This is a genomic window from Belnapia sp. (genome assembly GCF_059504005.1).
This window is the reverse complement of the sequence record NZ_JCACHU010000182.1, coordinates 89,887-105,771: the sequence shown is the minus strand read 5'-3', so window position 1 is coordinate 105,771 and position 15,885 is coordinate 89,887. Positions and strand designations below refer to the sequence as shown.

16 protein-coding genes and 2 riboswitches are annotated in these 15,885 nt (G+C 72.0%); of the genes, 7 read left to right on the top strand and 9 right to left on the bottom strand.

The window, feature by feature from the left end:
• The first annotated feature begins 17 nt into the window (after positions 1-17).
• The gene (locus AC5JJ1_RS28910) at positions 18-1,595 is read left to right on the top strand and encodes an ABC transporter substrate-binding protein (RefSeq protein WP_495788579.1); all 1,578 of its coding nucleotides are present in this window, start codon (positions 18-20) and stop codon (positions 1,593-1,595) included.
• Positions 1,596-1,635: 40 nt separating this feature from the next.
• Here AC5JJ1_RS28910 and AC5JJ1_RS28905 read toward each other — a convergent pair whose 3' ends face one another.
• A complete protein-coding gene (locus AC5JJ1_RS28905; RefSeq protein ID WP_495788578.1) occupies positions 1,636-2,727 on the bottom strand; it encodes a TRAP transporter substrate-binding protein in 1,092 nt (363 codons plus the stop codon).
• Positions 2,728-2,741: 14 nt separating this feature from the next.
• On the opposite strand from AC5JJ1_RS28905, the gene AC5JJ1_RS28900 reads away from it, so the two are divergent.
• Positions 2,742-3,767: an NAD(P)-dependent oxidoreductase gene (locus AC5JJ1_RS28900; protein ID WP_495788577.1), complete on the top strand. Its 1,026-nt coding sequence runs from the start codon at positions 2,742-2,744 to the stop codon at positions 3,765-3,767.
• Here AC5JJ1_RS28900 and AC5JJ1_RS28895 read toward each other — a convergent pair.
• The 8 genes from AC5JJ1_RS28895 to AC5JJ1_RS28860 all read right to left on the bottom strand — a co-directional run bounded on the left by AC5JJ1_RS28895 (position 3,733) and on the right by AC5JJ1_RS28860 (position 11,649).
• Positions 3,733-4,656, bottom strand: coding sequence for a DMT family transporter (locus AC5JJ1_RS28895; protein ID WP_495788576.1), 924 nt, complete (start codon positions 4,654-4,656; stop codon positions 3,733-3,735). The genes AC5JJ1_RS28900 and AC5JJ1_RS28895 overlap by 35 nt on opposite strands.
• Positions 4,657-4,707: 51 nt before the next feature.
• Positions 4,708-4,896, bottom strand: coding sequence for a hypothetical protein (locus AC5JJ1_RS28890; protein ID WP_495788575.1), 189 nt, complete (start codon positions 4,894-4,896; stop codon positions 4,708-4,710).
• Positions 4,893-5,831 (bottom strand): alpha/beta hydrolase family protein, encoded by a 939-nt coding sequence (locus AC5JJ1_RS28885; RefSeq protein ID WP_495788574.1) that lies wholly within the window; start codon positions 5,829-5,831, stop codon positions 4,893-4,895. The genes AC5JJ1_RS28890 and AC5JJ1_RS28885 overlap by 4 nt, the downstream gene beginning before the upstream one ends.
• A 50-nt stretch (positions 5,832-5,881) precedes the next feature.
• The gene (locus AC5JJ1_RS28880; RefSeq protein ID WP_495788573.1) at positions 5,882-6,433 is read right to left on the bottom strand and encodes an NUDIX hydrolase; all 552 of its coding nucleotides are present in this window, start codon (positions 6,431-6,433) and stop codon (positions 5,882-5,884) included.
• 2 nt (positions 6,434-6,435) lie between these two features.
• Complete coding sequence (gene gcvP / locus AC5JJ1_RS28875; RefSeq protein ID WP_495788572.1) at positions 6,436-9,333, bottom strand: aminomethyl-transferring glycine dehydrogenase; 2,898 nt, start codon at positions 9,331-9,333, stop codon at positions 6,436-6,438.
• Positions 9,330-9,707: a glycine cleavage system protein GcvH gene (gcvH, locus tag AC5JJ1_RS28870; protein ID WP_495788571.1), complete on the bottom strand. Its 378-nt coding sequence runs from the start codon at positions 9,705-9,707 to the stop codon at positions 9,330-9,332. Before gcvH ends, gcvP begins: the two co-directional genes overlap by 4 nt.
• A gap of 12 nt (positions 9,708-9,719) precedes the next feature.
• Positions 9,720-10,826, bottom strand: a complete 1,107-nt coding sequence (gcvT, locus tag AC5JJ1_RS28865) for a glycine cleavage system aminomethyltransferase GcvT (RefSeq protein ID WP_495788570.1) — start codon at positions 10,824-10,826, stop codon at positions 9,720-9,722.
• A 46-nt stretch (positions 10,827-10,872) separates the two neighbouring features.
• Positions 10,873-10,968: riboswitch (glycine riboswitch) on the bottom strand.
• A 3-nt stretch (positions 10,969-10,971) separates the two neighbouring features.
• Positions 10,972-11,063: riboswitch (glycine riboswitch) on the bottom strand.
• 58 nt (positions 11,064-11,121) lie between these two features.
• Positions 11,122-11,649: a hypothetical protein gene (locus AC5JJ1_RS28860; protein ID WP_495788569.1), complete on the bottom strand. Its 528-nt coding sequence runs from the start codon at positions 11,647-11,649 to the stop codon at positions 11,122-11,124.
• Positions 11,650-11,756: 107 nt separating this feature from the next.
• On the opposite strand from AC5JJ1_RS28860, the gene ispH reads away from it, so the two are divergent.
• The 5 genes from ispH (at position 11,757) to AC5JJ1_RS28835 (ending at position 15,884) form a co-directional block, all read left to right on the top strand.
• Positions 11,757-12,740, top strand: a complete 984-nt coding sequence (gene ispH, locus AC5JJ1_RS28855; protein ID WP_495788568.1) for a 4-hydroxy-3-methylbut-2-enyl diphosphate reductase — start codon at positions 11,757-11,759, stop codon at positions 12,738-12,740.
• Positions 12,741-12,747: 7 nt separating this feature from the next.
• Positions 12,748-13,728, top strand: coding sequence for a homoserine kinase (locus AC5JJ1_RS28850; protein ID WP_495788567.1), 981 nt, complete (start codon positions 12,748-12,750; stop codon positions 13,726-13,728).
• A complete protein-coding gene (gene rnhA, locus AC5JJ1_RS28845; RefSeq protein WP_495788566.1) occupies positions 13,718-14,179 on the top strand; it encodes a ribonuclease HI in 462 nt (153 codons plus the stop codon). Before AC5JJ1_RS28850 ends, rnhA begins: the two co-directional genes overlap by 11 nt.
• A gap of 84 nt (positions 14,180-14,263) precedes the next feature.
• Positions 14,264-14,764, top strand: coding sequence for a Pvc16 family protein (locus tag AC5JJ1_RS28840; RefSeq protein WP_495788565.1), 501 nt, complete (start codon positions 14,264-14,266; stop codon positions 14,762-14,764).
• 79 nt (positions 14,765-14,843) lie between these two features.
• Positions 14,844-15,884: an SDR family oxidoreductase gene (locus AC5JJ1_RS28835; protein ID WP_495788564.1), complete on the top strand. Its 1,041-nt coding sequence runs from the start codon at positions 14,844-14,846 to the stop codon at positions 15,882-15,884.
• Position 15,885 lies beyond the last annotated feature (1 nt).

The window sequence follows — 15,885 nt, the reverse complement described above, 5'->3', positions numbered from 1 at the left end:
TGGGAGACCCAACAACAATGCGTCGTTTTGCCCTGGCTGCTGCCCTGCTCTGCGGCACCGCCCTCTGCGCCCAGGCCCAGACCTTCCGCTGGGCCAATGATGGCGACACCAACTCGATGGATCCCTATACCCGGCAGGAGACCTTCCTGCTGTCCTTCGGGTCCAACTTCTACGAGCCGCTGGTGCGGCGGAATGCGCAGATGGAGCCGGAGCCGGCGCTGGCCGCACGGTGGGAGCAGCCCTCGCCCACCGTCTGGCGCTTCCATCTCCGCCAAGGGGTGAAGTTCAGCGACGGCACGCCCTTCACCGCCGACGACGTGGTGTTCAGCGCCCAGCGCGCTCGGGCGCAGGGTTCCAACATCCAGTCCGTCCTGGCCTCGGTGAAGGAGATCCGCAAGGTCGACGACCACACCGTCGACTTCGAGACGCACCAGCCGAACCCCATCCTGATCCAGGAGATCACCAACTGGGGCATGTTCTCCCGCGCCTGGGCCGAGAAGAACAACGCCACGCGCCCGGCGGACCTCACCTCGCGCGAGGAGAATTTCGCGACGCGCAACGCCATGGGCACCGGCCCCTTCCTGCTGGTGAGCCGAGAGCCCGACCGCCGCACGGTGCTGCAGCCGAATCCCAACTGGTGGGACAAGCCGGTGCACAACCTCCAGCGCGTCGAGTTCAACGTCATCGCCAATGACGCCACGCGCGTCGCGGCGCTGCTCTCGAACGAAGTCGACTTCATCTACACCGTCCCGCCGCAGGACGTGACGCGCATCTCCAACACGCCGGGCGTGCGCATCATCCAGGGGCCGGAGCTCAGGACCATCTATCTCGGCCTGGACCAGTCGCGGCCGCAGCTGCTGAAGTCGGACGTGGAGGGCAAGAACCCCTTCCAGGACGTGCGGGTGCGCCGCGCCATGCTGCTGGCGATCGACGTCAACGCCATCCAGCGCACCGTCATGCGCGGCCAGTCGCGGCCGTCCAACCTGCTCTACGGGCCGGGGGTGAACGGCTTCGTCGAGGCGGATGACGTCCGCCCGGCGGTCAACGTCAACGAGGCGAAGAAGCTGCTGGCCGATGCCGGCTACCCGAACGGCTTCGGCGTCACCATGGACTGCCCGAACGACCGCTACGTGAACGACGAGGCGATCTGCACCGCGACCGTCTCCATGCTGGCGCGCATCGGCATCCGGGTGACGCTGAACGCCCAGACCCGCGCCCGCTTCTTCGCCGAGGTGAACGCGCCGCGCTACAACACCAGCTTCTACATGCTGGGCTGGACGCCGGCGACCTCGGACGCGCACAACGCGCTCTTCAGCCTGGCGGGCACGCGGAACGGCACGCGCGGCGTCTTCAACAACGGCGGCTACTCCAACCCGCGCTTCGACGCGCTGGTAGACCAGATCGCGGTGGAGACGGACCCGGCGAAGCGCCAGTCCTTCATCAGCCAGGCGAGCAAGATCCTGCAGGAGGATGTCGCCTATATCCCGCTGCACCAGCAGCAGATCGTCTGGGCGGCGCGGCAGGGCGTCGAGGTGCCGCAGACGGCGGACAACTACATCCAGCTCCGCCTGGTGCGGATGCCGGCGGCGCGCTGAGCGCCGGAACGGGGGCGGCCTGCGGGCCGCCCCCTCCCCCTCACCGCTGCGCGGTCGCGGCGGCGAGGAAGTTGCCGAGCGAGTCCTCGGCGACGCGCAGCCACTGGGTCTGCTCGAGGCGGAAGGCATCCCATTTCTCGTGGATGCGCTTGAAGCGCGGATTCTGCCCGCCGATCTCGGCATAGAGGTCCTGGCTCGCCTTGTAGCAGGCGGTCAGCACGTCGCGCGGGAAGCCGCGGAGCTGGGTGCCGGAGGCGAGGAGCCTGCGCAGCGCGGCCGGGTTCAGCACGTCATAGCGCGCGGCCATCCAATGCCAGCCCTCGGTGCAGGCGGCGTTCAGCACGGCCTTGTACTGGGCCGGCAGCTCGTCATAGGCCTTGGCATTGACCATCATGTCGATGGAGGGCGAGTACTCCCACCAGCCCGGATAGTAGTAGTACTGGGCGACGCGGTTGAAGCCGAGCTTCTCGTCGTCATAGGGCCCGACCCATTCCGCGCCGTCGATCACGCCGCGCTCCAGCGCCGGGTAGATGTCCGACCCGCCGATCTGCTGCGGCACCACGCCGAGCTTGCTGAGCACATTGCCGCCATAGCCGGCGATGCGGAATTTCAGCCCCTTCAGGTCCTCGACCGACTTGATCTCCTTCCTGAACCAGCCGCCCATCTGCGCCGCGGTGTTGCCGGCCGGGATGCCGACGACACCCTGGTCGCGGTAGACCTCGGCATAGAGATCACGCCCGCCGCCATGGGTCAGCCACGCCCAGTGCTGGCGGGTGGACAGGCCGAAGGGGATGCAGGTGGCGATCGCCAGCGACGGATCCTTGCCGAGGTAATAGTAGGCGCTGGTGTAGCCGCATTCGACATTGCCGTTGCCCACGGCATCGAGCACCTGCAGCGCCGGCACAAGCTCGCCCGGGCCGAAGGGTTGGATCTGGAAGGCGCCGTCGGTCATCTCCGAGACGCGCCTGGCGATGAACTCCTGCGTGCCCCAAAGGGTGTCGAGGGATTTCGGGAAGCTGCCCGGGCAGCGCCAGCGGATGCGCGGCTGGGCGGAGGCGAGGTTCGGCGTGGCCAGCGCAGCGGCGCCGGCCGTGCCGGCAGCGCCCGTCGCGATGAAGCGGCGGCGGTTCATGCAGGAAGACTCCCTTGTTTCGTTTCCCAGGCCCAGCTTGCGCGGAAGCGGCGCCCAGCGCAACGAGCGGATGGCTTTCCGCGCCGGCGGCGCGATGCCAGTCTTCCCGTTCCAAAGGGAGACGACGCATGGGTGACAGGATCGGGTTCATCGGCCTCGGGCGGATGGGGCGCGGCATGGCCTCCAACATCCGCCGCAAGCAGCATCCGCTGACGGTGCACGACATCGCGCCGGGGCCGGTGGCGGCGCTGGAGGAGCTGGGCGCCGCCTCGGCCGGCAGCGCTGCCGCCGTCGCCCAAGCGAGCGACGTGGTGCTGACCATGCTGCCCGGGCCGCGGGAGGTGCAGTCCTCCATCCTCGGCGCCGACGGCATCCTCGCCAACATCAAGCCGGGCGGGCTGGTGATGGACATGTCGACGGTGGACCCGGAGACCACGGATGCACTGGCCGCCGCCTGCGCCGCGCGCGGCATCGGCTTCGTCGATGCGCCGGTCGGGCGGCTGGCGCTGCATGCGGATCGCGGCGAATCGCTCTTCATGGTCGGCGCGAGCGAGGCCGACTTCGCGCGCGTCAAGCCGCTGCTGGAGGCGATGGGGACGACCATCCACCATTGCGGCGGGCCCGGCGCGGGGACGCGGACCAAGCTGGTCAACAACTACCTCGCCATCATCCTCTGCCAGCTGAATGCGGAGGCGCTGTCGCTCTCCGCCGCCTTCGGCCTCGACCTCGAGAAGACGCTGGAGGTACTGCACGGGACGACGGCGACCAACGGCCAGCTCAAGGTGAACTGGCCGAACAAGGTGCTGGCGGGCGACACCGAGCCGGGCTTCGCCATCGACCTGGCGCACAAGGACCTGTCGCTGATCGTCCAGGCGGCGAATGCGGCGAAGGTGACGCTGCCGGTGGCGGCTGCCGCGCGCGAGGCCTTCAGCAGCGCCCGCGGCCGCGGCTGGGGGCAGAAGGATTTCTCGGCGATGCTCGATGCGCAGTGCGAGCTGGCGGGGATCAAGCCGCCGCGCCTCGGCGCCTCCAGCGGCTGACGAGGCGCCCGTCGATCAGCGCCAGCCCCGCCGCGACCCCCGCCATGCCGAGCGCATGGCGGGGCGCCAAGGCCTCCCCCAGCACCAGCGCGCCGAGCAGGATGGCGGAGACCGGCACCAGCAGGGTCACCAGCAGCAGGTTCACCGGCCCGGCCGAGGCCAGCAGCCGGAAATACAGCAGATAGGCGAGCGCGGTGGAGAGCAGGCCGAGCCCCGCCAGCGCCGCCGCCATCGCGGGCGAGGGCACCGGCAAGGCCCAGGGCGGCGAGAGCAGCAGGACCGGCGGCAGCAGGAGCAGGGTCGATGCCGTGGTCTGGCCCGCCGCCGCGACCAGCGGCGGGATGCCGAGCGCGCGGACCCGCAGGCCGAACAGCCCGGCCAGGGCATAGGCGAAGGTCGCCAGCAGCATCGCCGCCGTCGCCAGCGCATGGCCGGAGAGGCCCCCCGCAAGGTCGGCGCCGACCATCGCCGCGACGCCGGCGAAGCCCAGCAGGGTCCCCGCCAGGCGGCGCGGCGTCGCGCGCTCGGCCCCCGCCGCATGCGCCACCAGCACGCCCCAGAGCGGCGTCGTGGCGTTCAGGATGGAGGCGACGCCCGAGGGCAGGCTGCCCTGCGCCCAGACGATCAGGCCGAAGGGAACCGCATTGTTCAGCAGCCCCATGCCGAGGAAGGCAGCGAGCGCCGCGCGGTCGCGCCGCACCGGCAGCCGCAGCGCGGCGACCAGGCTCCAGAGCGCCGCCGCGGCGATCGCCACGCGCAGCAGCACGATCGGCAGCGGCGGCCATTCCCTGACCGCCACGCCAACGAAGAAGAAGGACCCGCCCCAGAGGACGGAGAGAGCGACCAGCAAGGCCCAGTCGCGGGAGATCATCTGCGGCGCGTGTTGCATCGGGCCAGCCTGCCCGCGGCGCCCCAGGCCGTGCCATCCGCCGGTTGCGCTTCAGTCGTCGCGTCCGCCCGGCGTGCTGTCGGTGATGCCGGGCGGGTCCGGGTAGAGGTCGGAGGGAACCTTGGCCTTCGGGTTGGTCGTGGTGCCGCCCTGCTGCACCTTGGCCGCCGTCGTCTTGGAATTGGGGTCGGCGGTGTTCATCGTCTCGGCAGCGCCGGTCGGCTTCTGGTCGGCCATCATCCGAAATCCTTGCAGGTGAGGCGGTCGCCCGGCGCCAGCAACCCGGGCATGCCGGCGAGCAGCGCCGCGCGCGCGGCGGCATCGCCGAGCAGCGTGGCGCGGAGGAAGGCCGTGGCGAGGCCCGCCGTGCGGGCATGGAAGGCCGGGTCGGCCCAGCGCGGGCCGGCGGCGCGCTCATCGGCAAAGGCGGCATGGGTGGCGCCGGCCAGCACCGCCAGGGCCTGGGGCGGGCCGCTGATGGAGCGGAAGGGCAGCTCCCGGTCCTCCGCCGTGACGCTGTCGATGAAGCCGGAATCGAGCGTGCCGGTGACGTGCAGCATCGGCCGGGCGATGCGGCCGAAGGCGAAGCGGGGCGAGAGGCCGCGCGGCGGGATGGGCGAGAGGGCGATGCCGGCCTTCAGCCGCGCATCGGGCAGGGCGAGGCCATGGTCGCCGCCCGGCAGGCGCTGGCCGAGCAGGTGCTGCACCAGCCAGGCGCCGTAGGAATGGCCGGCGGCGGCGAGGCGCTGCGCGTCCACCCGCTCCCGCAAGCCGGGGCGGCGGGTCAGCTCGCCGAGCGCGAAGATCCCGTCCTGCAACCGGGCGAAGGCCTGGCCGGCATCGAGCGCCGCGGCGGCCATGGCGGCCGAGATGTCGGCCCGGCCCTGCCACAGGCCGGCATCGGTGCCCGGATGCTGGACATGGAGGACGAGGAAGCCGGCCTCGGCCAGGGCCTGGCCCAGATAGGCCAGCCCCTCGCGCGAGCCGCCGAGGCCGTGGGAGACCAGCACCGCCGGGGCCGGGCCCTCCGCATCGGGCAGGCGGATCAGCACCGGCAGGCTGCGGTTGCGGGCGGGGTCGGTCCAGGTGTCGCGGATCATGGGCGCCGGCGCGGCGGCCAGGGGGGCGGGCCTGGTGGCGAGGCCCGCAAGGGCGAGGAAGCGGCGGCGTTGCATCGGGTCCGGAGGGTGGTCACCCGGGCGGAACGCCGCGTCCCGCTGACGGTTCAGGCGCCCAGCCGGCCGCTTTCCCGCAAGGCGAGCAGGAGGCCGCCGACATGGTTGGCATTGGCGACCGCCCCCTCGGCCAGGCCGGCGAGGACGGCGGCCAGCGGCAGGACCTCCACGGCGATCTCCTCGCCATGATCGAGGCGCTGGGCGCCGGCCGGGACGGCGCCCTCGGCGAGGACGACGTGGACGCGGTTGCCGGCATGGGCCGGGTCGTTCCGCAGCGTGGCGACGAGGCGGAAGGCGGGGGCGTCGTAGCCCGTCTCCTCGGTGAATTCGCGGCGGGCGGCGGCGACCGGGTCGGCTTCCCCTGGCTCCACGATGCCGCCGGGGAGCTCCAGCGTCATGCCGCCGAGGCCGGGGCGGAACTGGCGCACCAGCACCAGCCGGCCATCCGGCGTCAGCGCCACGACATTCACCCAGTCCGCCCAGTCGAGCATGTACCAGGGGTCGAGCACCGCGCCGGCCCCGGTCTCCCAGGCCTCGGCGCGGAGATGGACCCAGCGGTCGCGGTGGACGGTGCGGTTGCCCGTCCGCCGCCAGGGCCGCACCGTCACTCCGCGGCCTGGAGGTGCATCCGCTCCGCATAGGCCTCGAGCGGCGCGCAGGTGCAGACCAGGTTGCGGTCGCCATGGACATTGTCCACGCGCTTGACCGGCGGCCAGTACTTGTTGCCGCGGACGAAGGGCAGCGGGAAGGCCGCCTCTTCCCGGCTGTAGGGATGCGTCCACTCGCTCGCCATGACCTCGGCGGCGGTATGGGGCGCGTTCTTCAGCGGGTTGTCGGCGCGGTCGCTGCGGCCCTGCTCCACCGCGCGGATCTCGGCGCGGATGGCGATCATGGCGTCGCAGAAGCGGTCCAGCTCCTCCTTCGGCTCGCTCTCGGTGGGCTCCACCATCAGCGTGCCGGAGACGGGCCAGGACATGGTCGGCGCGTGGTAGCCGTAGTCCTGCAGCCGCTTGGCGATGTCCTCGACCATCACGCCGCCGCCCTGCTGGAAGCCGCGGCAGTCGAGGATGCACTCATGCGCCACCATGCCGCGCAGGCCGCGGTAGAGCACGGGGAAGTGCCCCTCCAGCCGGCGGGCGATGTAGTTGGCGGAGAGGATCGCAACCGCAGTCGCCCGCGTCAGCCCCTCGGCGCCCATCATGCGGATATAGGCGTAGGAGATGGGCAGGATGGCGGCGCTGCCGAAGGGCGCCGAGGAGACGGGGCCATAGCCCGTCGCCGGGCCGGCGCCGCGGTGGAAGGGGTGGTTCGGCAGGTGTGGCGCAAGATGCGCCGCGACGCCGATCGGGCCGACGCCCGGGCCGCCGCCGCCATGCGGGATGCAGAAGGTTTTGTGCAGGTTCAGGTGGCAGACATCGGCGCCGATGGCGGCCGGCGAGGTCAGGCCGACCTGGGCGTTCATGTTGGCGCCGTCCATGTAGACCTGCCCGCCATGGCGATGGATCAGGGCGCAGATCTCGCGGATCTGCTCCTCGAAGACGCCATGGGTGGAGGGGTAGGTCACCATCAGCGCGGCGAGCCTCTCCGCATGCTGCGCCGCCTTGGCCTCCAGGTCCTTGAGGTCCACGTTGCCGTCGCGGTCGCAGCCGACGACGACGACCTTCATCCCCGCCATCACCGCCGAGGCCGGGTTGGTGCCATGGGCGCTGGAGGGGATGAGGCAGACATCGCGCTGCGCGTTGCCCTGGGCGCGGTGCCAGGCGCGGATGGCGAGCAAGCCGGCATACTCGCCCTGGCTGCCGGCATTCGGCTGCAGCGAGACGGCGGCGAAGCCGGTGATGGCGCAGAGCCAGGACTCCAGCCGCTTGATCATCTCGAAATAGCCCTCGGCCTGATCCTCCGGTGCGAAGGGGTGAATGTCGGCGAAGCCCGGGAAGGTGACCGGGATCATCTCCGCCGTCGCATTCAGCTTCATCGTGCAGGAGCCGAGCGGGATCATGCTGCGGTTCAGCGCGACGTCCTTGTCCTCGAGCCGCTTGAGGTAGCGCAGCATCGCATGCTCGGAGTGATGGCTGCGGAAGACCTCGGCGGTGAGGTAGGGGCTGCGGCGAACGAGGGCCGGCGGCAGGCTGGCCTCCGGCCGCAGCGCATCGAGCGCGCCGCCGCCGAGCAGCTCGGCGAGAGAGGCGAGCTCGTCCCGCGTCACCGTCTCGTTGAGGGCGATGGAAACGCAGCCCTCATCGACGCGCCAGAGGTTGAAGCCGCGCGCCACGGCGCCCTGCACCAACGAATCCGCACGGTCGCCGGCCTCGATGGCGATGGTGTCGAAAAAGGCAGCATGCCGCAGCGTAAAGCCGCCGCGCCGCGCCGCATCGGCCAGCAGCCGCGCCTGGAGGTTCACCCGGCGGGCGATGCGCGCCAGTCCCTCCGGCCCGTGCCAGACGGCATACATCCCCGCCATCACGGCGAGCAGCACCTGCGCGGTGCAGATGTTCGAGGTCGCCTTCTCGCGGCGGATATGCTGCTCGCGGGTCTGGAGCGCGAGGCGCATGGCCGGATTGCCCGCGGCATCAACCGAAACGCCGACGAGGCGGCCGGGCAGCAAGCGCTTGAGCGGGTCCTTCACCGCCATATAGGCGGCATGCGGCCCGCCATAGCCGAGCGGCACGCCGAAGCGCTGGGTGCTGCCGATGACGACATCGGCGCCCATCTCGCCGGGCGGCGTCAGCAGGCAGAGCGAGAGCGGGTCGGCGGCGACGATGGCGAGGCCGCCCACGGCCTGCACCGCGGCGATCTCGGGCGCGAGGTCGCGCACCTCGCCGGTCGTGCCGGGATAATTCAACAGCAGGGCGAAGGGCTTCTCGGCCGCGGCCGCCTCGGCGATGCCGGCGGGCGGGGCGACCACGACGCGGAGCCCGACCGGCTCGGCCCGCGTCCGCACCACTGCCAGCGTCTGCGGGTGCAGGTCGGCGGCGACCAGCAGCGTGTCGCCCTTGCCCTTATGCGCCGCATGGGCGAGCGCCACCGCCTCGGCCGCCGCCGTGCCCTCGTCGAGGAGGGAGGCATTGGCGACCGGCAGGCCGGTGAGGTCTGCCACCATGGTCTGGAAGTTTACCAGCGCCTCGAGCCGCCCCTGGGCGATCTCCGCCTGGTAGGGCGTGTAGGCGGTGTACCAGCCGGGGTTCTCCAGCACGTTGCGCAGGATCACCGGCGGCACATGGGTGCCGTGATAGCCGAGGCCGATCAGCGACTTCACCCGGCTGTTCCGCTCGGAGAGGCCGCGCAGCTCGGCAATGACCTCGGCCTCCGTCGCCGGCGGCGGCAGGCCAGTCAGGTCGGCGCCTGCGATGGCGGCCGGCACGGTGCGGCTGGCCATCTCCTCGAGGCTCGCCGCGCCGACGACGCGCAGCATCTCGGTGATGTCCTCGGGGCCCGGGCCGATATGGCGGCGGGCGAATTCCGTGCCTTCCTCCAGCGCGGCCAGTTCGACAAGAGCGCTCATGCCTGGCTGTCCACGAAGGCGGCGTAGGCGCTCTCATCCATCAGCGCGGCGACGGCGGCGGGGTCGGCGGGCTCGATCTTGAAGAACCAGCCCTCGCCCGTCGGCTCGCGGTTGATGAGGCCGGGGTCGTCCGTCAGCGCCGCATTCACCTCGACGATGCGCCCGGCGATCGGGGCATAGACGTCGGAGGCGGCCTTCACGCTCTCGACCACGGCGATCGCCTCGCCGGCCGCGACCTCGCGCCCGATCTCGGGCAGGTCGACGAAGACCACGTCGCCAAGGGCGTTCTGCGCATGGTCGGTGATGCCGATGGTGGCGGCATCGCCCTCGGCCCGCACCCACTCATGGTCCTGGGTGTATTTCAGCTCTGGCATGGCTCGGTGTCCTCAGCGGGCGTAGCGGTGGGGAACGAAGGGCATGGGCGCGATGCGGGCCGCAAGCGGCCGGCCGCGCACGATCAACTCGATAGGGGTGCCATCGGCGGCATGGGGGCGGGCGACATAGCCCATCGCCATCGGCGCCTCGAGCGAGGGGCCGAAGCCGCCGGAGGTGACGCTGCCGATGGTCTCGCCGCCCGGGGCATGGATCATTGTCTCGCCGCGGGCCGGCTGGCGCCCCTCGGGGCGGAGGCCGACGCGGACCCGGGCGGTGCCGTTGGCCAGCTCCTCCCGCACCCGCTCGGCGCCAGCGAAGTCCCAGGCCATGCGGCGGCGCTTGCCGATGGACCAGGTGAGGGCGGCCTCGACCGGGCTCGTCGTCTCGTCGATATCGGTGCCGTAGAGGCAGAGCCCGGCCTCGAGCCGCAGCGAATCGCGGGCGCCGAGGCCGGTGGGCTGCACGCCGGGCAGGCTCAGCAGGTGCTTCGCCAGCGCCTCGGCCGATTCGGCGGGGGCGCCGATCTCCCAGCCATCCTCGCCGGTATAGCCGCTGCGGCTGGCGATGACGGGGATGCCGCCGATCTCGGCCTCGGCGATGCCCATGAAGGAGAGCGCCGCGAGCGCCGGGGCGACCGGCGCCATGGCCGGCGCGGCGCCCGGCCCCTGGAGGGCCAGCAACGCCCGGTCCGGCCGGCGGTGGAGGCGGACGCCGGCGGGCAGGACCGATTCGACCAGGTCGAAATCATCGTGCTTGCGGCTGGCATTGACCACCAGCAGCAGCCGGTCGCCCAGATTGGCCACCATGAAGTCGTCGAAGATGCCGCCCTCCGGCGTCATCAGCAGGCCGTAGCGCTGGCGGCCGGGCTTCAGCCCCTGCACATCGGCGGGCGTCACCTGCTCCAGCGCCGCCGCCGCGCCGTCGCCAACCAGCTCGGCCTGGCCCATATGGGACACGTCGAAGAGGCCGGCCGCGCTTCGGACGTGCAGGTGCTCGGCCATGATCCCGGCCTGGTACTGGACCGGCATGGCATAGCCGGCGAAGGCGACCATCCGGCCCCCGAGGGCGCGGTGCAGGCCGGCGAGCGGCGTCTCGAGCAGTGTATCGGTCTCGGCCACGGGTCCCCCGACCGCATCTGCGGCGTGAGTTGAAGTCCGTGGCCCCCCTCTGTCCGGTGAACCTGAGAGATTCGGCGGGCGGCCTTGGGCCGGGCCTTACTCCTTCGGTGCCGGTGCCTTGCGGCACCAGGCTTTCCAGAGGCCCCTTCTCCGCGCGGCCCTTCTGCCTGAGCGTTTCCGGGGGCCGGTTGCGCCTTCGGCGGGGGCGTCGCCACCCCTCTCTCCCGCGCGGTATCTGCGGGTGAGACTGTCTACTCCCGCAGGGGCTGCGGGCGCAATGGCCCGTTGCGGGCGATCAGCGCGGCCCGCGGCGGCGGTTGAGCGCCAGGTCCTGCTCGTCGAGCTGGAAGGAGACCAGGATCCGGTAATCCCCCGCCCGCCGATTCGCCCCGACCGGCAGGCTGATGGAGACCGGTGCGCTGCTGACCGAGGCCCGCGTCTCGTTCCGGCCGAAGACCACCCTGTCGGTGAAGTTCTGCCGGCTGAGGATGGCATCCGTCTGCCGGTCGAGCACGGCGACGAACCAGGGCAGCTCGACCGCCCGCCCCTCGGAGGCCGGGCCGCGCTCCACCGAGAAGCCGGCCGTCATCGTCACGTCGATGCTGCGCTCGCCCCGCCCGGCCTTGCAGGTGCCGTTGATGCTGACCAGCCGGGCATCGTAGTCGAGGCCGGTGAGGTCCTGCGGGCCGCCGGCGCGGTAGCGGGTGAGGTCGGCCCCCTCCCCCAGCAGGCCCGGATTCGGGCAGGCGATCGGCAATTGGGTGCCGATGCCGCCGCCGCACCCGGCCAAAAGCAGCGCCAACAGGACAAGACTCGACCGCATCACCATATCCCCCTTGAGCCCGGACGGCGGGCCGCTAGTGTGCGCCCCGCCCACTGTGCCCGCCGGCCCTTCGGCACGGCAAATAGCGCCAGCGAGCGAGAGGCACCATGGACCTGCACCCCCACGCGCCCGAGCGCAACCTGCCCCGCCTGGACGTCCTCCTGGCCGGACCCCGCGGCTTCTGCGCCGGCGTCGACCGCGCGATCAAAATCGTGGAGGAGGCGATCCGCCGCTACGGCGCCCCCGTCTATGTCCGGCACGAGATCGTCCACAACCGCTTCGTGGTCGAGAGCCTGGAGCGGCAGGGCGCCATCTTCGTGGAGGAGCTGGACGAGGTGCCGGACGATGCGCCGGTCGTCTTCTCCGCCCATGGCGTGCCGAAATCGGTCCCGGCCGAGGCCAGCCGCCGCAAGCTCTTCTACCTCGACGCCACCTGCCCGCTGGTCAGCAAGGTGCACCGCGAGGCGGAGCAGCATTTCAGCCGCGGCCGGCACATCCTGCTGATCGGCCATGCCGGGCATCCGGAGGTGGTGGGCACCATGGGCCAGCTGCCCGAGGGCACCGTCACCCTGATCGAGGACGAGGCGCAGGCCCGCACGGCGCCGGTGCCGGAGGACCGGCCGCTGGCCTTCATCACCCAGACCACCCTCTCGGTCGACGACACGACGGATATCGTGGCGGCGCTGCGCGAGCGCTTCCCCGGGATCCACGCGCCGGCGAAGGAGGACATCTGCTACGCCACCACCAACCGCCAGGCGGCGGTGAAGGCGATCGCCGACCGGGCGGAGCTGATGGTGGTGGTAGGCGCGCCCAATTCCTCCAACTCGCTGCGCCTCGTCGAGGTCGCCGAGCGCGCCGGCTGCCCGCGGGCGGTGATGGTGCAGCGGGGCCGCGACCTCGACCTCTCGCTGGCCGAGGGGCTCTCCACCATCGGCGTCACCGCCGGCGCCAGCGCACCCGAGGTGCTGGTGGAGGAGGTGCTGGCCCGGCTGCGGGAGCGCTTCACCCTGGCCATCGAGGAGGTGGTGGTGGCGGAGGAGACCATCACCTTCAAGCTGCCGGGCGCGCTGCAGACCGAGGGCGCGCGCTAGCCCCGCAATGGCCGTCTATACCGAGGTCACCGACGAGGCGCTCCGGGCCTTCCTCGCCGCCTATCCGCTCGGCGGGCTGCTCGCCTTCCGCGGCATCGCGGAGGGGGTGGAGAACTCGAACTACGCGCTGAAGACCGAGGCGGGCGACTTCATCCTCACCCTATACGAGAAGCGCGTCGACCCGGCGGAGCTACCCTGGTTCCTCGCGCTGATGGAGCACCTGGCGGGGCGCGGCCTGCGCTGCCCGCAGCCGGTGCAGGCGCGGGACGGCCTCGCGCTGCGCGAGTTGGCGGGGCGGCCGGCGGCGATCTGCACCTTCCTCCCCGGCGTCTGGCCGCGGCGCGTGCGGCCGGAGCATGGGGCGCCGCTCGGCGATGCCCTGGCGCGGCTGCATGCGGCCGGCGCCGACTTCACGGCCGAGCGGCCGAACGGGCTTGGACCTCAGAGCTGGCGGCCGCTGCTCGACCGCTGCCGGCCGGGCGGCGATGCGGTGCAGCCGGGCCTCGTCGCCGAGCTGGACGGGCGGCTGGAGGCGATCCTTGCCGACTGGCCGGCGCCGGGGCGGCTGCCGGCCGGACAGATCCATGCCGACCTGTTCCCGGACAACGTCTTCTTCCTGCCAGGCCCGGGCGGCAAGCCCGAGGTCTCCGGACTGATCGACTTCTACTTCGCCTGCACCGACCTGCTGGCCTATGACATCGCCGTCTGCCTCAATGCCTGGTGCTTCGATGCGGACGGCGCCTACAACGTGACGCGGGCGCATGCGGTGCTGGCCGCCTACCAGCGGATCCGCCCGCTCTCGCCAGCCGAGCGCGCGGCGCTGCCGGTGCTCTGCCGCGGCGCCGCCATCCGCTTCCTCCTCACCCGCCTCTACGACTGGACGGCGACGCCGGCCGGCGCGCTGGTGACGCGGAAGGACCCGCTGGAATACCTGGGGAAGCTCCGCTTCTTCGCCGCTGCCGAAGGACCGGGCGCCCTTGGCCTCTGACGACCCCCAGGCACCGGTCGAGATCTGGACCGATGGCGGCTGCAAGCCCAATCCCGGCCCCGGCGGCTGGGCGGCCATCCTGCGCTACGGCGAGACGGAGCGGGAGCTCTCCGGCGGCGACCCGGAGACGACCAACAACCGCATGGAGCTGATGGCGGCGATCAGCGCGCTCGAGGCGCTGAAGCGCCCCTGCCGCGTCGTCCTCCACACCGACAGCGAGTATGTGCGGAACGGCATCAGCCGCTGGATCAACGGCTGGGTCAGGAACAACTGGCGCAACGCGGCGAAGGAGCCGGTCGCCAACATGGCGCTGTGGCAGCGGCTGCTGGCGGCGGCCAAGCCGCATCAGGTGGAGTGGCTCTGGGTGCGTGGCCATGCCGGCGACCCGATGAACGAGCGGGCGGACCGGCTGGCGACCGAGGCCAGGCTGCGGCTGGCGGGCCAGCCGTAAGCGCCTCCGGACGAAGAGGGGCCCGTCGGCGGAAACCGCGAATCGGGCCCGGCCGTTGGCACCGGTACAGCGTCGGAGTCCGCCATGCCCATCGCAGCCGCCAGCGCCGCCCTCACCCGCCACCTCCGCGACAGCCTGGAGCGCGACGGCGCGCTGCAGGGGATGGAGGTGGAGGCGATGACCCTGTCCCAGGCGCGGACCAATCCGGGCCATGGCATCGCCCTCATCCTCTGGCGCGTCCAGCCGGAGGAGCCCCCCGGCGACACCTCGCCGCTGCGCACCGCCTCGAAGGCCGATCCGCCCGAGGGGACGGGCATGCGCCTCCGCTACCTGCTGACGGTGCGCGGCCATGACAGCGCGGCGGAGCAGGCGATGCTCGGCCATTGCATGCAGGCCCTGGAGCGGAACCCGGTGATCCAGTCCGCCGGCGAGCCCGGCGACATCGAGGCGGAGGCGCTGGTCGTGACCCTCGAGCACCTGCCGGACGAGACCTACCTCCGGCTGCTCGAGGCCTGCGGCGATCCGCCGCCGCTGCTGTTGCCCTACATGGTCCACAGCATGCGGCTGCGGCCCGGCTTGGGCTGAGGGCGGAAGGAACCCCCGAGCGGGGCGGCTCGTTCCTCCTGTCATATTGCATCGCAACATGACTGGCACAGGATACCCGATGCCCGAGTCTCGTATCATCGTCATCACCGGCGCCTCCAGCGGCATCGGCCGCGCCACGGCGCTGGCCTTCGCCCGCCGCGGCGACCGGGTGGTGCTCGCCGCCCGCCGCGCCGCCATGCTCGAGGAGGTGGCGCGAGAATGCATCGCCGCGGGCGGCGAGGCGCTGGCCGTGCCGACCGACGTCACCGACGAGCAGCAGGTGGAGGAGCTCGGCCGCCGGACGATCGCGCGCTTCGGCCGCCTCGACGCCTGGTTCAACAATGCCGGCGTCGCCGCCTTCGGCCGGCTGGACGCCATCCCGATGGAGGCCTGGCGGCGGCTGATCGAGATCAACCTCTTCGGCTATGTCCATGGTGCCAGGGTCGCCATGCGGCATTTCCGCGCCCGGGGCCGCGGCGTGCTGGTGCAGAACGCCTCCATCGTCGGCCGCACGGCGAAGCCGGACGGCACCGCCTATGCCACCAGCAAATTCGCCATCCGCGGCTTCTCCGAGGCGCTGCGGCAGGAGGTGCTGGACCAGCCCGGCATCCAGATCTGCACCGTGCTGCCCTCGGTGATCGACACGCCCTTCTTCCAGCATGCCGCCAACTACAGCGGCCGCCAGGTCCAGGCCGCGCCGCCCATCTACACCGCCGAGGAGGTGGCGGAGACGGTGCTCCGCTTGGTCGAGCGGCCGGAGGCGGAGGTGATCGTCGGCGGCTTCGGCCAGATCGCCGCGGCGCAGGAGCGGTTGGCCCCGACGCTCGCCACCTGGTTCACCGGCCGCAGCCTGCACCGCGGCTTCCTCGCCGATGAGCCGAGCGGCGACAGCCCCGGCATCCTCTTCGCGCCCAGCGAGGATGGCCTCGGCGTCGATGGTGGCTGGCGTGAGCGGGCCGGCGCCGGCGGCGCGCCGCTCGCCGCGGCGACCAGCCTGGCCGCCCTGCCGCTCGCCTGGGCGGCGCTGCCGATGCACCTGGCCGATCTCGGCCTCACCGCCGGGGCGCGATTGCTGGAGGCGATGGTCCCGGCGGCCAAGCCCGGCCCGGTCTCGAGGTAAG